The 21,007-nt window shown below is 64.6% G+C and carries 19 protein-coding genes (1 of these 19 running past the window's edge); 14 read left to right on the top strand and 5 right to left on the bottom strand.

Annotated features, from left to right (window positions below):
* Positions 1-2 precede the first annotated feature (2 nt).
* The gene (locus ACR64R_RS18825) at positions 3-887 is read right to left on the bottom strand and encodes a methyltransferase domain-containing protein (protein ID WP_487357807.1); all 885 of its coding nucleotides are present in this window, start codon (positions 885-887) and stop codon (positions 3-5) included.
* Positions 888-952: 65 nt separating this feature from the next.
* Between ACR64R_RS18825 and ACR64R_RS18820 the strand changes: the two genes are divergently transcribed.
* From ACR64R_RS18820 to ACR64R_RS18805, 4 genes are all read left to right on the top strand, one after another.
* A complete protein-coding gene (locus ACR64R_RS18820; RefSeq protein WP_487362487.1) occupies positions 953-1,753 on the top strand; it encodes a ComF family protein in 801 nt (266 codons plus the stop codon).
* Positions 1,754-1,825: 72 nt separating this feature from the next.
* Complete coding sequence (gene grxC / locus ACR64R_RS18815; RefSeq protein WP_487357806.1) at positions 1,826-2,089, top strand: glutaredoxin 3; 264 nt, start codon at positions 1,826-1,828, stop codon at positions 2,087-2,089.
* 2 nt (positions 2,090-2,091) lie between these two features.
* Positions 2,092-2,958, top strand: coding sequence for a carbon-nitrogen hydrolase family protein (locus ACR64R_RS18810; RefSeq protein WP_487357805.1), 867 nt, complete (start codon positions 2,092-2,094; stop codon positions 2,956-2,958).
* Positions 2,955-3,380 carry a DUF1178 family protein gene (locus ACR64R_RS18805; RefSeq protein WP_487357804.1) on the top strand — a complete coding sequence of 142 codons (426 nt, stop codon included), beginning with the start codon at positions 2,955-2,957 and terminating at the stop codon, positions 3,378-3,380. The genes ACR64R_RS18810 and ACR64R_RS18805 overlap by 4 nt, the downstream gene beginning before the upstream one ends.
* A 243-nt stretch (positions 3,381-3,623) precedes the next feature.
* Here the strand turns inward: ACR64R_RS18805 and ACR64R_RS18800 are convergent, their stop codons facing one another.
* Complete coding sequence (locus tag ACR64R_RS18800) at positions 3,624-4,121, bottom strand: MarR family winged helix-turn-helix transcriptional regulator (RefSeq protein ID WP_487357803.1); 498 nt, start codon at positions 4,119-4,121, stop codon at positions 3,624-3,626.
* 107 nt (positions 4,122-4,228) lie between these two features.
* Between ACR64R_RS18800 and ACR64R_RS18795 the strand changes: the two genes are divergently transcribed.
* Positions 4,229-5,143, top strand: coding sequence for a DMT family transporter (locus tag ACR64R_RS18795; RefSeq protein WP_487357802.1), 915 nt, complete (start codon positions 4,229-4,231; stop codon positions 5,141-5,143).
* A gap of 25 nt (positions 5,144-5,168) precedes the next feature.
* On the opposite strand, the gene ubiG is transcribed toward ACR64R_RS18795, so the two are convergent.
* Both ubiG and ACR64R_RS18785 read right to left on the bottom strand, forming a co-directional pair.
* The gene (ubiG, locus tag ACR64R_RS18790) at positions 5,169-5,918 is read right to left on the bottom strand and encodes a bifunctional 2-polyprenyl-6-hydroxyphenol methylase/3-demethylubiquinol 3-O-methyltransferase UbiG (protein ID WP_487357801.1); all 750 of its coding nucleotides are present in this window, start codon (positions 5,916-5,918) and stop codon (positions 5,169-5,171) included.
* Positions 5,919-6,038: 120 nt separating this feature from the next.
* Complete coding sequence (locus tag ACR64R_RS18785; RefSeq protein WP_487357800.1) at positions 6,039-6,341, bottom strand: antibiotic biosynthesis monooxygenase family protein; 303 nt, start codon at positions 6,339-6,341, stop codon at positions 6,039-6,041.
* A gap of 211 nt (positions 6,342-6,552) precedes the next feature.
* On the opposite strand from ACR64R_RS18785, the gene ACR64R_RS18780 reads away from it, so the two are divergent.
* The 9 genes from ACR64R_RS18780 to ACR64R_RS18740 all read left to right on the top strand — a co-directional run bounded on the left by ACR64R_RS18780 (position 6,553) and on the right by ACR64R_RS18740 (position 20,247).
* Positions 6,553-7,806 carry an aspartate kinase gene (locus ACR64R_RS18780; protein ID WP_127865825.1) on the top strand — a complete coding sequence of 418 codons (1,254 nt, stop codon included), beginning with the start codon at positions 6,553-6,555 and terminating at the stop codon, positions 7,804-7,806.
* An 83-nt stretch (positions 7,807-7,889) separates the two neighbouring features.
* Positions 7,890-10,160 carry a phosphoenolpyruvate--protein phosphotransferase gene (gene ptsP, locus ACR64R_RS18775; protein ID WP_487357799.1) on the top strand — a complete coding sequence of 757 codons (2,271 nt, stop codon included), beginning with the start codon at positions 7,890-7,892 and terminating at the stop codon, positions 10,158-10,160.
* Positions 10,161-10,169: 9 nt separating this feature from the next.
* The gene (prfA, locus tag ACR64R_RS18770; RefSeq protein ID WP_487357798.1) at positions 10,170-11,249 is read left to right on the top strand and encodes a peptide chain release factor 1; all 1,080 of its coding nucleotides are present in this window, start codon (positions 10,170-10,172) and stop codon (positions 11,247-11,249) included.
* On the top strand, positions 11,242-12,120 hold the full coding sequence (prmC, locus tag ACR64R_RS18765; RefSeq protein ID WP_487357797.1) for a peptide chain release factor N(5)-glutamine methyltransferase: 879 nt from the start codon (positions 11,242-11,244) through the stop codon (positions 12,118-12,120). The genes prfA and prmC overlap by 8 nt, the downstream gene beginning before the upstream one ends.
* A 332-nt stretch (positions 12,121-12,452) precedes the next feature.
* A complete protein-coding gene (locus ACR64R_RS18760) occupies positions 12,453-13,451 on the top strand; it encodes a DUF4167 domain-containing protein (RefSeq protein WP_487357796.1) in 999 nt (332 codons plus the stop codon).
* Between the two features lie 224 nt (positions 13,452-13,675).
* Entirely contained in the window at positions 13,676-16,282 is a 2,607-nt protein-coding gene (gene clpB / locus ACR64R_RS18755) for an ATP-dependent chaperone ClpB (RefSeq protein ID WP_487357795.1), read from the top strand.
* Between the two features lie 115 nt (positions 16,283-16,397).
* Positions 16,398-16,763: an MmcQ/YjbR family DNA-binding protein gene (locus tag ACR64R_RS18750; protein ID WP_487357794.1), complete on the top strand. Its 366-nt coding sequence runs from the start codon at positions 16,398-16,400 to the stop codon at positions 16,761-16,763.
* Positions 16,764-16,896: 133 nt separating this feature from the next.
* Positions 16,897-18,402, top strand: coding sequence for a L,D-transpeptidase family protein (locus tag ACR64R_RS18745; protein WP_487357793.1), 1,506 nt, complete (start codon positions 16,897-16,899; stop codon positions 18,400-18,402).
* Between the two features lie 291 nt (positions 18,403-18,693).
* The gene (locus tag ACR64R_RS18740; protein WP_487357792.1) at positions 18,694-20,247 is read left to right on the top strand and encodes an MFS transporter; all 1,554 of its coding nucleotides are present in this window, start codon (positions 18,694-18,696) and stop codon (positions 20,245-20,247) included.
* A 158-nt stretch (positions 20,248-20,405) separates the two neighbouring features.
* Here the strand turns inward: ACR64R_RS18740 and ACR64R_RS18735 are convergent, their stop codons facing one another.
* On the bottom strand, positions 20,406-21,007 hold the 3' end of the coding sequence (locus ACR64R_RS18735) for a M23 family metallopeptidase (protein ID WP_487357791.1). It continues 1,378 nt past the right edge of the window; only the last 602 of its 1,980 coding nucleotides appear in the window; its start codon lies beyond the right edge, outside the window; the stop codon is at positions 20,406-20,408.

Here is a 21,007-nt window from a genome sequence, read left to right as displayed (position 1 = left end):
GATCAGTCAGCCCCTCTACGCTTCTGCGGGTCCTCCAGAACAGTTTTCAGAGAGACTTTGGCCGATCCCGGCTTGAGCGGTTTTTGCTGCGACGCGTCGGGCGTCCAGCCGGACATCCACACGACCGGGAAACTTGCGCGGATGCGGCCGTCCGGGTCCGAGAATCGTTCCGCATAGATTTCGGCGGCGCGGGCAAACAGGCGCCTGCTGCCCGGTCGCCGGCTGCGGTCGACAAGCGGGCTGGTCTCGCCCATCGCGCGCAGGTCGGCGGCGAGGTCGAACAACGTATCGTAGCGCACGGTCACCGTTTCAACATCGGCGACGGGCAATGCCAGGCCGGCTCGCTGCAACAGCGCACCCGCATCGCGTACGTCGGTGAAAGGAAGGATGCGCGGGCTTGCGCCGCCGTAAAGCTCCGTCTCGGCGGTGAGCATGCTTTCGCGCAACTCCGCCAACGTGCCTGCACCGGCGAGCGCTCCAAGGAAAAGCCCATCCGGCTTCAGGGCCCGGCGGATCTGCGCGAGCATGCCGGGAATGTCGTTCATGGCGTGCAGCGAGAGCAGGGAAACGACGAGATCGAGGCTGCCTTCCCCGAACGGCACGGTCTCCGCCGGCGCCACCAGGCCGGGCGCGCCGGCCAGAAGCGCTCCGTCCATCTCGACGCGAACGATTTCGCCGACCTTGCCGCTGCCGGCGAGCACGTCCGCCGCCGCCGATGTCTGACAGAACAGCGCCGCCGCCCTGGCGAAACGGCGCTCGACCGCATCCAGCCGGTCGGCAAGGTCTTCCGCCGCGCGCCGCATCAGGAAATCGGCGCCTTCGACGGGGCGGACGAGAGCCCGGCGCTTGCGCGCGAGCCAGAGCTCGGTGTCGATCAAGGGCTGCAATGGAAAGCTTCCTGTTGTCCGCGCCTGCCGGAGTCGTGTTAAGGTGGCGCGGGGTTCCTTTTCACGTGGCCGATCCGGTGCACAAGATCAAGCCCAGTGCGGTGCAGGACATGGCACGGCAGGCATTGGCCTGGCCGGCCCGGCTGTTGTTTCCGCCGGTTTGCGCCGGCTGCCGACGCCATGTGTCGCAGCCCGGTGTGTTGTGCGGCGCCTGCTGGCCAAAGCTGAGACTGCTGGAAAAACCCTGGTGCCCGGTGATGGGCACCCCCTTCACCCATGACATGGGCGAGGGGTTTTTGTCCGCCGAGGCGATCGCCGATCCGCCACCCTTCGAGCGGGCGCGGGCCGCCGTCGTGTATTCGGGTGTCGCGCGTCAGATGGTGCAGGGGCTGAAATACCAGGACCGGACCGATCTCGCGCCTTGGATGGCAAACTGGATGATCCGCGCCGGCGCGGAACTGATTGCCGAGGCTGACCTTGTCGTGCCGGTGCCCTTGCACTGGCGGCGCTTCTTCCGACGTCAGTTCAATCAGTCGGCGGAACTCGGGCGGGCCGTTGCGAAGCTCGGCGGACTGCCTTTCGCGCCATCCGCGGTCGGGCGCGTGAAGCTGACGCGCCAGCAGGTCGGGCTCGAACGGCATGAGCGCGAGGAGAATGTGCGCGCCGCTTTTCGTGTTCCGCTGGACTTCGAAATCGAAATCGCGGGCCGAAGGGTTCTGGTCGTGGACGATGTCTACACTACCGGCGCAACGGTACGGGCCGTCGCCAAGGCGCTGAAGAGGGGTGGCGCCGGAGCGATCGACATCCTCACTTTCGCCCGCGTCCTACCGGGGGACTTCCGGCCCGATGAGTCCGCGACTATATAGGTTTGAATTGTTGTTTTGCCGCATGTCGTTTTCTTACCCTCATTGGACGGCACGCGTGAGGATTGCCGGCCGATGGCTGATGTGACGATCTATACCCGAATGATGTGCGGCTACTGCGTCGCGGCCAAGCGGCTGCTCGACCGCAAGGGCGTGGCCTATACCGAGCACGACGCCTCGTTTTCGCCGGAACTGCGCCAGGAAATGATCTCGCGGGCGCATGGTCGGACTACATTTCCGCAGATTTTCATCGGCGACACGCATGTCGGCGGCTGCGACGACCTCCACGACCTGGAGTCGCAGGGCCGGCTGGACGCCATTCTCGCCAACGGGAGATGATCATGGGCACCTTCAAGGCCGCCGCCGTCCAGATGCGTTCGGGCACGAGCCCGCAGCGCAATGCCGCCGACATGGAGATCCTTGTCCGTAAGGCCGCGGCTCAGGGCGCCGCCTACGTCCAGACGCCGGAAATGACCGGCGCACTTATCCGCGACAAGCAGGCAGGGGCGGCCGCCTTTACCACCGAGGACCAGGACATAGTCGTCGCGACGGCGCGCCGGTTGGCGACGGAGCTCGGCATTTATCTGCATGTCGGCTCTACCGCGATCCTGCGCGCCGACGGCAAGCTCGCCAACCGCGCGTTCCTGTTCTCGCCGGTCGGCGCCCTGATCGCCTGCTACGACAAGATCCATATGTTCGATGTCGACCTCGACAATGGCGAAAGCTGGCGCGAGTCCGCATCCTACGAGCCGGGAACGCAAGCGGTCGTGACCGAAATCGATGGGACGAGGCTTGGCTTTGCCGTGTGCTACGACCTGCGCTTCCCTCAACTTTTCCGCGCCGAGGCGATGGCCGGGGCCGAGGTCCTGACGGTGCCTGCCGCCTTCACGCGCCAGACCGGAGAGGCACATTGGCATGTGCTGCTTCGTGCCCGCGCCATCGAGAACGGCGCCTATGTCATCGCCGCCGCGCAGGGCGGCCTGCATGAGGACGGCCGCGAGACTTACGGCCACTCGCTGATCGTCGATCCCTGGGGGCGCGTCATTGCCGAGGCCGCCCATGACGAGCCAGGCGTGATCGTCGCCGAAATCGATCCGGCGCAGTCGCTGGCCGCGCGCCGCAAGATACCCAATCTGAAGAACGCGCGGGATTTCACCGTCAATGCCGGGACAAGCGAAGCTCCGCGTCTCAGGGGGGCTGCCTCTTGATCCGTTTTTCCCTGATCTGCGAACACGAGCACGAATTCGAAGCCTGGTTCCGCAGCAATGACGATTTCGACACCCAGAAGAAGCGCGGCTTCGTCGATTGCCCGAACTGCGGCTCGCATAAGGTCGAGAAGGCGCTGATGGCGCCGGCCGTTTCGACCTCGCGCAAGCAGGAGACAATGGCACTCGCCATGGGCGAGGCGCAGAAGCAGGCGCTGGCGCAGTTGAAGGCGCTGGCCGAGAAGGTGCGTGCGAACGCCGACTATGTCGGCGACAAGTTTGCCGAGGAAGCGCGCAAGATCCATTTCGGCGAAACCGATCCGCGCGGCATCTATGGAGAAGCGACGCCGGAAGAGGCGCAAAGCCTCATCGAGGACGGTGTCGAGTTCATGCCGATCCCGAGCTTTCCGGACGACCGGAACTAAGGTGAGGCGGTATTCAGGGATGCCGGCCCGCGAATGGCGCTTCCTGCGTTTCCGGTGATCACGAGCCCGTTCTCGCAAACCATCATTCTTGGCGCGGTCTGACCTGGTTCTCAACATACCTGCCGCATGCTCAAACAGGAGGCTGCCTTGAGCGTCTCACCGTTGCAGGGAAGGCGAACCACCCTAACTCGCTGTTTTTGCGCCATTCTGGACGGACCGCTAAAAGTGTTCCCCAGGATTGCTCTAGGCTGCGGTTTGGCTCAGGCTCCCGATCAGTTTCTCCAGCAATTTCGCCAGCGTTTCCCGCTCCTCGCCGGTCAGTCCGGCGAGGATTTCATGCTCGTTGGCGACGTGGGCGCCAAGCGCCTCGTCCACCAGCGCGAGACCGTTGGCGGTGAGTTGCACGACAACGCCGCGCCGGTCGCTGGGATGCGGCGCACGCTGGACCAGACCAGCCTTCTCCAGGCGGTCTAGGCGGGCCGTCATGGCGCCAGACGTCACCATCGTCGCTTCGTAGAGCTCGGTCGGCGTCAGCGCGTAAGGCGCGCCGGAACGACGCAATGTCGCCAGCACGTCGAATTCACCGGACTGCAGCCCGAAGCGGGCGAAGACTGGTGCCAGCCGATCGCGCGCGATCAGCGACGAGGCTTCGTTCAGCCGTCCGATCACCCCCATCGGCGATACGTCGAGATCCGGCCGTTCCCTTCGCCACTGCTCGATAGCCCTTGCCGCGCGATCCATGTGCCTCACCGAAAAGTATCTTGATGGTAAGAATCTTTGTGCTATGTTACATGAAGATTGAGCGGTGGCCAAGATGGCTGTGAAGAAGGGGTGTGAAGGGTAGGCCGATGAGATTTCTCTGGGATTCGGCGGTCGGCCTTCTGGTGGTGACTGGCGGACTGCTTGGCATGACGCTGCCATTCGGCAAACTCGCCACCGCCGCCGGCGTGCCGGCGATGGTCTGGGCCTTCGTCATTTCGCTGGGCGCCGGCGGCGTGCTGCTAATGGCGCTTCTGCTGCGCGGCGAGCGCATCCGGCTCACGTCGCACAAGCTGCGCTATTTCTTCGTCACCGCGGCGATTTCCTATGCCATCCCCAATTTTCTAATGTTCTCGGCCATCCCGCATCTCGGCGCCGGCTACACCGGCATCATGTTCACGCTTTCGCCTGTGATCACTCTGGTGTTCTCGATTCTGCTCGGCGTCAGGCGTCCGAACCTGCTCGGCGTCATCGGCATCGCGGTCGGATTCGTCGGCGCGGCGATGGTTGCGCTGACACGCGGCGAGGCCGGCCAGCCAGCCGATTACTTCTGGGTGGCGATCGGATTGCTCATCCCGGTCAGCCTCGCCGCCGGCAACATATATCGCACAGTCGACTGGCCGAAGGGCACGGGCCCGATCGAGCTTGCCGTCGGCAGCCATTTGGCCTCGGCTACGCTGCTTTTCATCGTCATCCTCAGCGTCCTGGGCAGGCATGCCTTTGCCCCACTCGGCAGCGTGCCGCTTGTGGTCCTCAGCCAGACTGCGTCGGCATCGGCGATGTTCGCCTTCTTCTTCCGCTTGCAGGCGGTTGGCGGCCCGGTCTATCTCAGCCAGATCGGCTATGTGGCGGCTGCCGTCGGCCTGTTCGCTGGCACGCTCTTCCTAGGCGAGCACTACCAGCTTCTGACCTGGCTGGGCGCCGCCATCATCACCGCCGGCGTGTTCATCACGACCAAGGCGCAGAGTCAGGCCGCCGCGAAGTTGCAAAGCCAAGCGGCTTGAATTGCGAGAGGCCGCGCCAGAGCGTTCAGACGGAGCCCTTTTCGGCCAGCACCATGTAGTTGACGTCCATATCCCTGGACTTCTGCCAACGGTCGGCGAGCGGATGGTAAATGACGCCGGTGCGGTCGATCACGGTGAGGCCGGCGGCGCCCAGCGCCTTTGACAGTTCCTCCGGCCGCACCAGCCTACCGAACTGATGCGTACCGCGCGGCAGCCAGCGCAGCAGGTATTCGGCGCCGATAATGGCGAGCCCGAACGCTTTCAGAGTGCGGTTGATGGTGGCGACGAACATGATGCCGCCGGGGCGGACCATCTGGCCGCATTTGGCGATGAACAGGTCGACATCGGCGACATGCTCCACCACTTCCATGTTCAGGATGACATCGAAGGTTTCGCCGGCATCCGCCAGCGCCTCGGCCGTGGTGGCGCGATAGTCGATGCCGACCCCGGCTTCCGCCGCATGCAGCTTGGCGACCTCGATGTTGGTGGCGGAAGCGTCCGCGCCCACGACATCGGCGCCAAGCCTGGCCATCGGCTCGCACAAAAGCCCGCCGCCGCAGCCGATGTCGAGGAAGCGCAGGCCTTCGAAGGGCCGCGCGGCGCGTGGGTCGCGGCCGAAACGCGCCGCCACCTGGTCGCGGATATAGGCGAGCCGCACCGGATTGAACTTGTGCAGCGGGCGGAACTTGCCGTTCGGATTCCACCATTCGGCGGCAAGGGCGGAGAAGCGCTCGACTTCTCCAGCATCGATGGTCGATCGGCGGGGCTCTGGCATGGGCGGGTCTCCTCACGACAAGTCGGGGACGCTAGCAAGTCGGGTCCCGGGCCGGGAAAGTCAAGGCAGGTTTTTTCGTTGCCGAAGGCAAGCGGCTGCGCCACGGGGCGAGTTCGGGGATCACGCCTGACGAGACGGCGCGACCGTCGCGTGGCTCATTTCGACACTGGCCGGGTCGATCGCCTGCACGGCTTCGCTGTCGCCGATTTCGGCCATGATGCGAGCCGCCGCAGCCCGGGCCTGCTCCACGCTTTGCCAGCGCACGACATCCATCCAGGTTCCATCCTCCCGCCTGCCGAGATGCCTGCCGAGAAAGCCAGGCTGCCGGGCAAGCCAGTCGGTCATACCCCCGTTGTTGGCGATGAAGCCGGCTTCGGTGCCGGGTTTGAGGCGGAAAGTGACGATTTCCAGGGTCTCGGCCATGAGAATCTCCAAAGGCGGTTTTGGCTCTGTTATGGCATGGCGGGCGGCAAGAATCCGTCAGGACAGGTTACGCCGAGCCGGCCACGGTCGCGCTCGCTTGCGAAGCCTCGCTGTTTTGGCTAAGGAGGCCGCGCATTTCCGCGCTTGGCCGTCCAGGCGTTTCCTCCCGTTCCGGCCTCGAGCCGGCTTCAGTCAAAGGCATTTCGCTTCCATGGCGCGTATCGTGATGAAATTCGGCGGAACCTCGGTCGCCGACATCGCCCGCATCCGCAATGTGGCGCGCCATGTCAAACGCGAGGTCGACGCCGGCCATGAAGTGGCGGTCGTGGTGTCGGCGATGGCCGGCAAGACCAATGAACTGGTCGCCTGGACGCGCGAGGCCTCGCCGATGCATGACGCGCGCGAGTACGACGCGGTCGTTGCCTCCGGCGAGCAGGTCACCGCCGGACTGTTGGCGATCACGCTGCAGAGCATGGGGGTCCACGCCCGCTCATGGCAGGGCTGGCAGATCCCGATCAAGACCGACAATGCGCATGGCGCGGCGCGCATCCTCGACATCGACGGCGCATTCCTGATCAAGCGCTTCGGCGAGGGCCAGGTGGCGGTCATCGCCGGTTTCCAGGGTATCGGGCCGGACAACCGCATCGCGACGCTTGGCCGCGGCGGTTCTGACACGAGCGCCGTGGCGATCGCGGCGGCGGTCAAGGCCGACCGCTGCGACATCTATACCGATGTCGACGGCGTCTATACGACAGATCCCCGCATCGAGCCGAAAGCCCGGCGGCTCGCCAAGATTTCCTTCGAGGAAATGCTCGAGATGGCCTCGCTCGGCGCCAAGGTGCTGCAGGTGCGGTCGGTCGAGCTTGCCATGGTACACAGGGTGCGTACCTTCGTGCGGTCGTCCTTCGACGATCCCGATGCGCCCGGAATGGGGGATTTGCTCAATCCCCCCGGAACGCTCATTTGCGACGAGGAAGAGATCGTGGAACAGCAGGTCGTCACCGGAATTGCCTACGCCAAGGACGAAGCGCAGATCTCGCTGCGCCGCGTCGGCGACCGTCCAGGCGTGGCTGCCGGCATCTTCGGTCCGTTGGCCGAGGCCAACATCAATGTCGACATGATCGTCCAGAACATCTCCGAGGACGGTAAATTCACCGACATGACCTTCACCGTGCCTTCCGGCGACGTCGACAAGGCGCTGGCCGTGCTGGAGAAGCTGAAGCCCGAAGTCGGCTACGACGTCGTGCAGTCGGAAGCCGGCATGTCGAAGGTCTCGGTCATCGGCATCGGCATGAGGAGCCATGCCGGCGTCGCCGCCACCGCCTTCAAGGCGCTGGCCGACAAGGCGATCAACATCCGCGCCATCACGACCTCCGAGATCAAAATCTCGATACTGATCGACGGTCCCTATACGGAACTCGCGGTTCGCACTTTGCATTCCGTCTACGGTCTGGATAAGCAGTAGCAAGAACTGAGTCAGTTGTTGCGTGAGCGCCGGCCGCGGGAGAAACTGCGGCTGGCGAAATGCCCATTGGAGAACAAGCCGCGATGCGTGATACGGCCAGTGGCCCGCGCGTTCTGCTCAAACGGCTTCGCGAGCTCATGCAGGAGCCGCTGGAGCCGCAGGAGCGGCTCGACCGCATCGTGCGCGACATCGCCTCCAACATGGTCGCCGAGGTCTGCTCGCTCTATGTGCTGCGCGCCGACTCGGTGCTCGAGCTCTACGCCACCGAGGGTCTGAACCCGAACGCCGTCCACCTGGCGCAACTGAGGCTCGGGCAGGGCCTCGTCGGCACGATCGCCGCCAGCGCGCGGCCGCTCAACCTCTCGAATGCGCAGGAGCATCCGGCTTTCGCCTACCTGCCGGAGACGGGCGAAGAGATCTACAATTCCTTCCTTGGCGTGCCGGTGCTGAGGGCAGGGCGCACGCTGGGCGTCCTGGTCGTGCAGAACAAGACCATGCGCCACTATCGCGACGATGAGGTCGAGGCGCTTGAAACGACGGCGATGGTGATCGCCGAAATGATCGCGACCGGCGATCTGGCGCGCCTCACCCGGCCGGGACTGGAACTCGACCTGCGCCGCCCGGTGAGTTTCACCGGCCTTTCCTTCAACGAAGGCGTCGGGCTCGGCCATGTCGTGCTGCACGAGCCGCGCATCGTCGTCACCAACCTTTTCAACGAGGACAGCGAGGAAGAGGTGCGTCGGCTGCAGTCCTCGCTCGGCTCCCTGCGGCTCTCTATCGACGACATGCTGGAGCGTCGCGAGGTCGCCTTCGAGGGCGAGCACCGCGAGGTGCTCGAGGCCTACCGCATGTTCGCCAATGACAGTGGCTGGGTGCGCCGGCTGGAAGAGGCGATCCGCAACGGCCTGACGGCGGAGGCCGCGGTCGAGAAGGTGCAGAGCGACATGCGCGCCCGCATGCTGCATATGACCGACCCCTATCTGCGCGAGCGGATGAGCGATTTCGACGATCTTGCCAACCGCCTGCTGCGCCAGCTGATGGGGCGCGGGCCGGAGGATGTCGCGGCCTCGCTGCCCAAGGACGCCATCATCGTCGCCCGCTCGATGGGCGCGGCCGAGCTGCTCGACTATCCGCGCGACAAGCTGCGCGGCCTGGTGCTGGAGGATGGGGCCGCGACCAGCCACGTCGTGATCGTCGCCCGCGCCATGGGCATCCCCGTCGCCGGCCAGATGAAGGGCGCCGTTTCCATGGCGGAAAACGGCGACGCCATCATCGTCGACGGCGAGGAAGGCGCCATTCATCTGCGGCCGCAATCCGACCTGGAAGCCGCCTATGCCGAAAAGGTACGTTTCCGGGCCCGGCGGCAAGAGGTCTACCGCGAGCTGCGCAAGAAGCCGTCGCTGACCAAGGACGGGGTTCCTGTCGATCTCCTGATGAACGCAGGCCTTGCCGTCGACCTGCCGCAGTTGAGCGAATCGGGCGCCGCAGGCATTGGCCTGTTCCGCACCGAGTTGCAGTTCATGGTTGCCTCGACCTTCCCGCGCGCCGAGGCGCAGGAGCGGCTTTACCGCGACGTGCTCGACGCCGCGCGCGGCAAGCCGGTCACCTTCCGTACCATCGATATCGGCGGCGACAAGGTGCTGCCCTATTTCAAGGGCGCGATCCAGGAAGAAAACCCGGCGCTCGGCTGGCGGGCGATCCGCCTGACGCTCGATCGTCCCGGCCTGCTCAGGACGCAAATCCGGGCGCTGCTGAAGGCCAGCGGCGGCCGCGAGCTGAAGCTGATGCTGCCGATGGTGACCGAGCTGTCGGAAATCGCGCAGGCGCGCGAGATCATCGACCGCGAAGTCCGGCACCTGTCGCGCTTTGCGCACCACCTGCCCACCAGCCTCAAGCTCGGCGCTATGCTGGAAGTGCCCTCGCTCCTGTTCCAGCTGGACGAGCTGATGAAGGCGGTGGATTTCGTTTCGGTCGGCTCCAACGACCTCTTCCAGTTCATCATGGCGGTCGACCGCGGCAACACGCAACTTGCCGACCGCTTCGACACGCTTTCGGCGCCGTTCCTGCGGGTGCTGAAGACGATCGCCGATGCCGGCGCCCGCAATCACACGCCCGTGACGCTTTGCGGCGAGCTTGCCGGCAAGCCTATCTCGGCGATGGCGCTGATCGGCCTCGGCTTCCGCTCGATCTCGATGTCGCCGGCCTCGATCGGCCCGGTCAAGGCGATGCTGACCGAACTGCCGCTGCAGGAGCTGCAGGCCTTCTTCAGGGACAATCTGATGGCGCCGGTCCAGGGGACGCCTATGCGGGCGCTGCTGCAGGCCTTTGCCGACGACCGTTCCATACCGCTATAGCGTACCATCATGATCAACTTGCCCCGCGACCGTATGGATCAAGTCGTCAAGCGTTTCGATATGCTCGAGGCGCAGATGGCGGCCGGGCCCGCCGCCGATCAATACGTCAAAATGGCTTCCGAATACGCCGACATCCAGGAGATGGTGGGCAAGATCCGGTCGTTGCGGGCCGCCGAGCTTGAGCAGGCGGATCTCGAAGCGATGCTCGCCGACAAAGCGACCGACGCCGAGATGCGGGCTCTGGCCGAGGCGGACCTGCCTCAGGTGCAGAGCCGCATCGAGACGCTGCAGAAGGATATCCAGATCCTGCTCCTGCCCAAGGACGCGGCCGATGAGAGGAACGCGATCCTCGAGATCCGCGCCGGCACCGGCGGCGACGAGGCGGCGTTGTTCGCCGGCGACCTGTTCCGGATGTATGAGCGCTATGCCGCCTCGCGCGGCTGGCGTTTCGAGGTCGTTTCGGCCAGCGAGGGCGAGGTCGGCGGCTACAAGGAAATCATCGCCTCGGTGTCGGGCAAGGGAGTTTTCGCACATCTGAAGTTCGAATCCGGAGTGCATCGCGTCCAGCGCGTGCCGGCAACCGAGGCCGGCGGGCGCATCCATACCTCGGCGGCGACGGTCGCCGTGCTGCCGGAGGCGGAGGAAGTCGACATCGACATAAGGCCCGAGGACATCCGCATCGACACGATGCGCGCGTCGGGCTCCGGCGGCCAGCACGTCAACACCACCGACTCGGCTGTGCGCATCACGCACCTGCCGACAGGCATCATGGTGGTGCAGGCGGAGAAGTCGCAGCATCAGAATCGGGCGCGCGCCATGCAGATCCTGCGTGCGCGTCTTTATGACCTGGAGCGCAGCCGCGCCGACGAGGAGCGCTCGGAGTCGCGCAAGTCGCAGGTCGGATCGGGCGACCGGTCGGAACGCATCCGCACCTATAATTTCCCGCAAGGGCGCGTCACCGACCACCGCATCAACCTCACGCTCTACAAGCTCGACCGCGTGATGATGGGCGAGCTCGACGAGGTGATCGACGCGCTGATCGCCGACCATCAGTCGAAGCTGCTTGCCGATATGAGCCTCGATGGCTGATCAACTGCCCGCCGCGCTCGGGCCGCTGCTCAGGGCAGCGCGAACGCGTCTGGCCGCCGCCGGCATCGCCGATCCGGCGCTCGATTCCCGGCTGATCGTCGAACATTTCTCCAACACGACCCGCACCCAGGCCATTGCCGAGCCGGCACAGGAGGTGGGAGCAGCGGCGCTTTCGGCCATCGAGACTGCCCTGAGACGACGCGTCGCAGGCGAACCGGTGCACCGCATCCTCGGTTATCGCGAATTCTATGGGCTGCGCCTGTCGCTTTCGCCCGAGACGCTGGAGCCGCGCCCGGATACCGAGACGCTCGTCGACGCGGTCCTGCCCTTCGCCATGGCAACGGCCGAGAGGCTCGGCGAGTGCCGTGTCCTCGATCTCGGCACCGGAACCGGCGCCATCGCGCTGGCGCTGCTCAGGGCCGTTCCGGTGGCGACCGCGACCGGGGTCGATATTGATCCCGGCGCGCTGGCGACCGCCATGCGTAACGCCGAGGATCTGGGGCTAGGCGGGCGCTTCAAAGCCTTGCATTCCAACTGGTTCGAAAAAGTTTTGGGCCGCTACCATGTAATTGCCTCGAACCCCCCCTATATACCCGGTGGAGACATTGGAAATCTGCAGGGCGAAGTCCGCGATTTCGACCCGCATCGGGCCCTTGATGGCGGTGTGGATGGTTTGGACCCCTATAGGGTCATCGCCTCCGAGGCGGCAGGATTTCTGGAAGCGCAAGGCAAGATAGCGGTTGAGATCGGCCACACGCAGAAAAACGAGGTCATCGGGATTTTCGCGGTGGCCGGCTATACGTTAAACGCCGCACATCGTGACCTCGCCGATAATGACAGGGTTCTTGTGTTCGAGCGGCGAAAGCCCTGATCCAGTGCGAAAAAACCGCTTGGCAATACCAGGGAATGCAGTTAGGGTCCCGCTCAACCGGATGAGACGAAGCAGGCAGTGCTCCCAGCGATTCGGTTTTCCTTGGAAATAGCTGCCTTCTTGCGCAAACGACGCCCAAGCTTCGTGCGGGAATCGTCCGGCAAGTGATGTAACCGGAACAGGATGGCACGTGGCGCCAACGCAATTGATGCGGGCGAACGCCGGTGAAGAAACGAAACGGCTGGCTGCATGAGCGCCTCCGTTCGTGAAGAGTTTTTTCGAAAATTCACTATGAAGAGAGTCTAATGAGGCCACAACAGCAGAACAGGCGCATGCGCGGTCGCAACAACAATGGCGGCGGCGGTGGCAACAATAACAACCGTAAGGGGCCTAATCCCCTCACCCGCACCTACGAGAGCAATGGCCCGGATGTGAAGATCCGCGGATCGGCACAGCAGATCGCCGAAAAATACGCCACGCTCGCCCGTGACGCGCAGAGCTCCGGCGACAGGGTGATGGCGGAGAATTATCTCCAGCATGCGGAACACTACAATCGCATCATCGCCGCCGCGCAGGCGCAGATGCCGATCCAGAATGCCCAGCAGAACCGCGACGACTTCGACGAAGATCTCGATGAAGATCGTGACGAGTTCGATGCCGTCGGCAACACCGGCGCCGAGGCCCCGGCCGCGGCGAATGGCTCCGGGCCGCAGCCCGTGATCGAAGGTACGCCGGCGGAACTCGCCTACAACCAGGAAAACGGCCGCGACAACAACCGGCGCGACAATAACCAGCGCGACAACCGGGACAACAATGGCCGAGACCGGCACCGTGACCGCCGCAACGGCGGCTACGGCCAGTATGGCCAGAACGGTCAGCGTGGCGAAAACGGCCAGCGCGGCGAGCATGCCGGCCAGCAGTTCGACCAGAATCGCCGTAACGAGGCGCAGCCCGAGGCTGCGGGCGAGGCCGGCCCCCAGGCCGAGCAGGCGCCGCAGTTCGACAGTTTCTCGCCGGCGGCGCTCGCCGCCCAGGCCGAGCTCAATGAAGCTGCCATGGACAATGGCGGTCGCCGGCCGCGGCGCCCGCGCCGCCCGCGCGGCAGTTACGCGGATCAAGCGACCAATGGCGGGCAGCCGGAAGCCGTGAGCCCCGAAAGCTCAGGCTCCGAAAATCCGGGCGTGGAGCGCAACGCGGCGACCGTCGGCGATGCCGTCGCGCCCAAGCCCGTCCAGGAGGTGAACCCTGCGGGCCAGCCTGCGGCCCGCGAACCGGCGCCGGTTGCCGGCGAAGCGCCCGGCGAGCCCGTGGCCGCCGACGCGAACAACTGATCTAAACACCGTTCCAGGGCATCGCAGACGGCGGAGAGCAATCTCCGCCGTTTTCGTTCGTGCGTAGCTGGAATATTCTTCTTTGATCAACATCAACGCGTCTTGAGGGACTTCGGCCCATACACCATATCTCGGCTGAACAGGGTTCGGCTCTTATGGGCGGGCCCGTCACCGCAATCTGATCCGGTGCCGCAAAGCGGGCCGGTGATGGAAGGAGACACGGAATGAACCTCGAAAAGTACTCGGAGCGCGTGCGCGGCTTCATCCAGTCCGCGCAGACCATGGCGCTCTCGCGCAACCACCAGCAATTCACGCCTGAACATATGCTGAAGGTGCTCGTCGATGATGACGAGGGCCTCGCGGCGTCCCTGATCGAGCGTGCCGGCGGCAATGTCCGTGACGTCAAGCTCGGCGTCGAGGCGGCGCTGGAAGCCATGCCCAAGGTCGAGGGCGGCAACGGCCAACTCTATCTTGCCCAGCCGCTCGCCAAGGTGTTTTCCACCGCCGAGGACCTGGCCAAGAAGGCCGGGGACAGCTTCGTCACCGTCGAGCGACTGTTGCAGGCGCTTGTCATGGAGAAGTCCGCCAAGACCGCCGATATCCTGTCCAAGGCGGGTGTCGCCGCACAGGCGCTCAACCAGGCCATCAACGACATCCGCAAGGGTCGCACCGCCGACTCGGCCAGCGCCGAGCAGGGCTATGACGCGCTCAAGAAATACGCGCGCGATCTTACCGCGGATGCCCGCGCGGGCAAGCTCGATCCGGTCATCGGCCGCGACGACGAGATCCGCCGCACCATCCAGGTGCTGTCGCGGCGCACCAAGAACAATCCCGTGCTTATCGGCGAGCCGGGCGTCGGCAAGACAGCGATCGCAGAGGGTCTGGCGCTGCGCATCGTCAACGGCGACGTGCCGGAGTCGCTGAAGGACAAGCAGTTGATGGCGCTGGACATGGGCTCGCTGATTGCCGGCGCCAAGTATAGGGGCGAGTTCGAGGAGCGGCTGAAGGCCGTGCTCAACGAGGTCACCTCGGCCAGCGGTAACATCATCCTGTTCATCGACGAGATGCACACCCTGGTCGGCGCCGGCAAGGCGGATGGCGCGATGGACGCGTCCAACCTGTTGAAACCCGCGCTGGCGCGCGGCGAGTTGCACTGCGTCGGCGCGACCACGCTCGACGAATACCGCAAGCATGTCGAAAAGGATGCCGCGCTTGCCCGGCGTTTCCAGCCGGTCTTCGTCGACGAGCCGACTGTGGAAGACACGGTTTCGATCCTGCGCGGCCTGAAGGAGAAGTACGAGCAGCACCACAAGGTGCGCATCTCCGATTCCGCGCTGGTGTCGGCGGCGACGCTTTCCAACCGCTACATCGCTGACCGCTTCCTGCCGGACAAGGCGATCGACCTGGTCGACGAGGCCGCTTCCAGGCTGCGCATGCAGGTCGACTCCAAGCCCGAGGCGCTGGACGAGATCGACCGCCGCATCATGCAGTTGAAGATCGAGCGCGAGGCGCTGAAGGTCGAGAAGGACGAGGCCTCGAAGGACCGGCTTGCCCGACTGGAGAAGGAACTCGCCGGCCTCGAGGAGGAATCGACCGGGTTGACCACGAAGTGGCAGGCCGAAAAGCAGAAGCTCGGCCTGGCCGCCGACCTGAAGAAGCAGCTCGACGAAACGCGCAACGAACTGGCTATCGCGCAGCGCAAGGGCGAGTTCCAGCGCGCCGGCGAGCTTGCCTATGGCAAGATTCCGGAGTTGGAGAAGAAGCTCAAGGAAGCCGAGGCCCAGGACGGCAAGACCAGCATGGTGGAAGAAGTGGTCACGCCTGACCACGTCGCGCATGTCGTGTCGCGCTGGACCGGCATCCCGGTCGACAAGATGCTGGAGGGCCAGCGCGAGAAGCTGTTGCGCATGGAAGACGAGATCGGCAAGCGCGTCGTCGGCCAGGGCGAAGCCGTGCAGGCGGTGTCCAAGGCCGTGCGGCGCGCCCGCGCCGGGCTGCAGGACCCGAACAGGCCGATCGGCTCTTTCATGTTCCTCGGGCCGACCGGCGTCGGCAAGACCGAGCTAACCAAGGCGCTGGCGAGCTTCCTGTTCGACGACGAGACGGCGCTGGTGCGCATCGACATGTCGGAGTTCATGGAGAAGCACTCGGTCGCCCGGCTGATCGGCGCGCCTCCCGGCTATGTCGGGTACGAAGAAGGCGGAGCGCTGACCGAAGCGGTACGGCGCCGGCCCTATCAGGTCGTGCTTTTCGACGAGATCGAGAAAGCCCATCCCGATGTGTTCAACGTCCTCCTGCAGGTGCTCGACGACGGCCGGCTGACCGATGGCCAGGGCCGCACGGTGGACTTCCGCAACACGCTGATCATCATGACATCCAACCTCGGCGCCGAATATCTGGTCAGTCTCAGCGACGACCAGGATGTCGATGCCGTGCGCGACGAGGTGATGGCCGTGGTGAAAGCCTCGTTCCGGCCGGAATTCCTCAACCGCGTCGACGAAGTGATCCTGTTCCACCGGCTGCGCCGGCAGGACATGGACCGCATCGTCGAGATCCAGCTCAAGCGGCTGGAGAACCTGCTCGTCGACCGCAAGATCACGCTGACGCTGGATCACGATGCGATCGAGTGGCTGGCGTCCAAGGGCTACGACCCGGCCTATGGCGCCAGGCCGCTCAAGCGGGTGATGCAGAAGGAACTTCAGGACCCCCTGGCGGAGAAGATCCTGCTCGGCGAGATACTCGACGGTTCGACCGTCAAGGTCACGGCTGGCTCCGATCGGTTGAACTTCCGCTCGAAGCCGACCGTGGTGACGACGGAAGCCGCCGCCTGATCCCGGGCAGTTGGAATGAACTGGCGCGTCGCACCGGACCGGTGCGGCGCGCCTTGTCATTGACGGTGAGCCGGCATATCCGGCTGTCGGTGCTGGCGCACGAGAAGGGGCAGCCTTGAACCTCGACGACTATAACGGCTTCTGCGCTTCGCTGCCGGCGACGACCCATGTCGTGCAGTGGGGCGGCGCGCATGTCTGGAAGGTCGGCGGCAAGGTGTTCGCAATCGGCGGCTGGAACGATGGCGGCCAGTTGTCCGTCACCTTCAAATGTTCCGAGATCGCCTATGACGTGTTGAAGGATCAGCCGGGCTGCCGGCCGGCACCTTATCTCGCCTCGCGCGGCATGAAATGGATCCAGCGTCAGACAAGCCAAAGCGTGGATGATGCGGCGCTGGAGGACTATCTACGCGAAAGCCATCGCCTGGTCGTCCTCAAGCTGACTAGGCAGGCACGCAGGCAGTTGGGGCTCGCCGCGGGCTAGCCAATGCCCCTCAAGGCACTGGAAAGCCGCCATCTTCATGCCCGGTTCATGTTGGAACCTTAGTCTGGGTAACTGGTTTGCTGACAAAGATTCGCCCGCCAGTAGCCAGAGTCGACCGGAGAGCTTTGACCCCATGCTGCGTTTGATCTTTTCCCTTTCGGCACTCGCGGCCGGGCTGGCGTCTTCCGGTGCGTTCGCCGCGCCGACCCTGGATGGCCCGCAAAGCGCCCGCCGGGCTGAGCGCGGCGCGCTGATACTGGCCCAGGAAGGCAATATCGATATCTACTACGACGCGAGGGGCAACCGGGTGCTGGTCGATGCCGACACCGGCAAGGTCATCGCCATCCAGCCGCCAGGTAGCCGGCTCGACCGCCGTGCGCTTCGCCGGCAGATGCGCATGCAGGAGCTCGGCCGAGCGCCGGCCCAGGAAGACGACCGCTACTATCTCGACAATCCCGAGGACATGGCTCGCTTACGGCGTCGGCAACTGGAGGAGAACGGCCGGGTGATCCCGCCTCCGGTCGATGAATACGACCCCAACGGCGACAATTCCGTCGATGCCTATCCGCCGGCGCCAAACGGTGAGGACGGCTATGCCACCACCTATCCGGAGGAACCGAAGTCCAACTCACCCACGCACCAGCCGCTGAACGAGGCCTCGATCGACCCGAAGCAGACTGATCAGGGCGAAGTGATCCAGGCCAACCCGGAGGCTTCTTTGCCGCCAGGCGGCAAGGCCGCTGTCGATCCGTCGCTCTCGCTTGGCGTGCGCCAGGATGTTGCCGCGCTGCAGGTGCTGCTCGATCGCGGCGGCGCTTCGCCGGGTGTGATCGACGGGCGCTTCGGCTCCAATGTCGACAAGGCGCTGGCCGCGTATAACGAAATAAACGGCAGCAATTTGAAATCGACCGACGCGGTCGGTATACAGACGGCGCTCGCCCAATCAGGCGGCGACGCCTTCGCTTCCTACACGATCACGCCGGAAGATGTGGCCGGCCCTTACGTTGCCTCGATCCCCGAGGACTATAGCCAGAAGGCCAAGCTCGACTGCATGTGCTACACCTCGGTTACAGAGGCGCTGGCCGAACGCTTCCACATGGACGAGACCTATCTGAAGTCGCTCAACAAGGGCGTGGACTTCAATCGCCCGGGCACGATTATCAAGGTCGCCAATTTCGGCAAGCTGGTGTCGACGCCAGTGACGCGCATCGTCGCCGACAAGACCAAGAAGGAAGTCTATGCCTATGATGGGAGCGGCAAGCTGGTCGCGGCCTATCCGGCGACCATCGGCTCGGCCGACACGCCGTCGCCAACCGGCATTCACGCCGTCTCGCGCATCGCGCTAGATCCGAACTACACCTACAACCCGAACATCAATTTCAAGCAGGGCCAGAACGACAAGATCCTGACCATCCCGCCGGGACCGAACGGTCCGGTCGGCTCGGTGTGGATCGCGCTCGACAAGCCGACCTACGGCATCCACGGGACGCCCGATCCCTCCAAGATCGGCAAGACCGAGAGCCATGGCTGCGTGCGTCTGACCAACTGGGATGCGCGCGAGCTTGCCAAACTGGTCTCGCCGGGCGTCACGGTGGAGTTCGTCGGCGGTTCTTCAGCCGATTACGTGGCGCAGCAGTGAACTGCGCGGCGCCACGGCCGTAAACAAGTTTCAGCAGCAACATAAAGCTGATGCTCGGCCGCGGCTTGGTCAGGCAAAGCGCCGAGCCAACTGCCCACAGGGCTGGGCCTCGACGATGCGTTTTCATAGGGCGTGCCGCGCTTGGGCGGCGGCGTTTTCACGCCCTTCTCCAAGATGCCACCCCGTTCCGCTTCGCACTTTCCAGCATGATGCGCACGTGTCGTCTGGTTTCAAGAACAGCGCTGGTCTGGCTTGTTGTTGCGCACGCGCCAGGGGGCTAAGCAGGGATCCATGTCGTCCGCGAACGAAACCGCCGCCGATTCGCGTCCGTTCGCTCGGGCGAACGGCACGTTCTGTCCTCCGACACAGCGAAAATTCGTGCTGGTCGCGGCCATCCTTGCCTCGGCGCTCGGCTTCATCGACGGTTCGATTCTGGCGATCGCCATGCCGGCGTTGCGCGCGGATCTCGGGGCCAGCCTGGCGGAGGCGCAGTGGATTTCCAACGCCTATGCGCTGACGCTGTCGGCGCTGATTCTGGCTGGCGGTGCCGCCGGTGACCGGTTCGGGCTGCGGCGCGCCTTCGTCACCGGGATCGCGCTGTTCGTCGTGGCATCGCTCGCCTGCGCAGTGGCGCCCGACCCGTCAGTGTTGATCGCCTTCCGCGCCATCCAGGGCGTCGGCGCGGCGATCATGGTTCCGGGCAGCCTCGCCATCATCGCCAAGGCCTATCCGAAGAAGGAGCGCGGCCGCGCGATAGGCATCTGGGCCGCCGCTTCCGCGCTGACCACGGCGCTTGGGCCGGTGCTGGGCGGCTTTGTGCTCTCCACCTTCGGCAGCGGCGTCTGGCGCGCGATCTTTGCCATCAACCTGCCGCTCGGGCTGATCTCGATCTACCTGCTTCTGGCCAAGGTGCCGGCCGACAAGCCAACCGAAAAGCGCGGCCTCGATCTCGGGGGCGCGGCGCTGGCGACACTTGCGTTCGGCTTGCTCGCCTACGGGTTGACGGCAATGAATGCCGAAGGCGCCGCGTCGATGTCCGGTCCCTCGATCGTCGCCGGCGCGGTCCTGCTTTTCGTCTTCGTCCTTCATGAGTTCAGGCTGCGCGACCCGATGATCGATCTCGGTCTGTTCCGGATCAGGGCCTTTGGAGGCGCCAACCTGGCGACATTCTTCCTCTATTTCGCATTGTCGGCCAACTTGTTCTACCTGCCGATGCTTCTGATCGCGGGCTGGAGACTGAGCGAGGCCGAAGCCGGTTTCATCTTCCTGCCGCTGTCGGCATCGATCGCGCTTCTGTCCGGGCCGGTCGGCCGGTGGTCGGATCGGATCGGTCCGCGCTTTCCGATCGCCAGCGGCAGCATGGTCGTGGCCATCGCCTTCGCCGGGCTCGCTTTGCTCACGCATTTCGGCATCCACAATTTCTGGACAGGGACCTTTCCGCTGATGGCGCTGATGGGGCTTGGCATGGCGCAGGTCGTGTCGCCGCTGTCGACCGCGGTCATGACTTCCGTCGAGGACAAGGATACCGGGGCGGCGTCCGGCATCAACAACGCTGTCTCGCGCGTCGGCGGCCTGATAGCGGTGGCGGCGATGGGTTCTGTGGCGGCCTGGGTTTACGCGCGGATGACAGGCAATATCCCAGGTATGCCCGGGTTCGGCGAGCCACCCGCGCTCGGTCTTGCCGCCAGTCTCGACGCGGCCAGGGTCGCAGCAAGCAATTCGGCATTCACCGCTGTCGCGGCGACAACGACCCTGCTTTGCGTGATCTCTTCACTCACCGCCTGGTTCACGGTTCCCGGGCAGGCGTCGCCCTGGCCGCGGCAATCAAACGATTCGCGTGATTGATGCATGCCGCGCGGATTTGCGCTCCAGCCCGGCCCTGCATCCATTCCGATGCGAAGTCTAGAGCGTTTCACCGTTTCATAGAAACGGCGAACCGCTCTATCTCTTTGTTTTCACGCAATTCCGGACGGAAAACCGCTCACACTTTTCCTGGAATTGCTCTAGTTCGGAAGCTGCGAGTCGGTCTTGGCGCTGGCAACCTTCAGCGAGTTGCCGTCTTCCTGCTTCAGAAGATCGTCGATGCGCTCGCGCTCTTTCTTGAAGGCCACGAGATCGTCACCCTTGAGCACCTTGCCGACCGGCAGGCGCACGCGCATCGAATCGACCTTGGTGCCGTTGACGATCAGCTCGTAGTGAAGATGCGGTCCGGTGGACAGGCCGGTCTGGCCGAGATAGCCGATCACCTGACCCTGCCGGACGTGAACGCCAGGTTCTATGCCTTTGGCGAAAGCGCTCTGGTGGTTGTAGGAGGTCTCGTAGCCATTGGCATGACGGATGATGATCTGCTTGCCGTAGCCTCCGGCCCAGCCGGCCTTCTCGACGACGCCGTTGCCAGCGGCGATGATCGGCGATCCGATCGGCGCGGCCCAGTCGGTGCCGGTATGCATGCGAACATAACCCAGGATCGGGTGCCGGCGCGCGCCGAAGCCCGAGGTGAAGCGACCGTTGGGCAACGGGTTGCGCAGCAGGAACTGCTTGGCGCTCGACCCGTTCTCATCGAAATAGTCGGTGCTGCCGTCCTGCATCTGGAAACGGTAGAAGT

The organism is Mesorhizobium sp. MC2-1-1, assembly GCF_057597255.1.
Note: the sequence above shows the minus strand (reverse complement) of the source record. Positions and strands in the feature narration are given on the sequence as shown.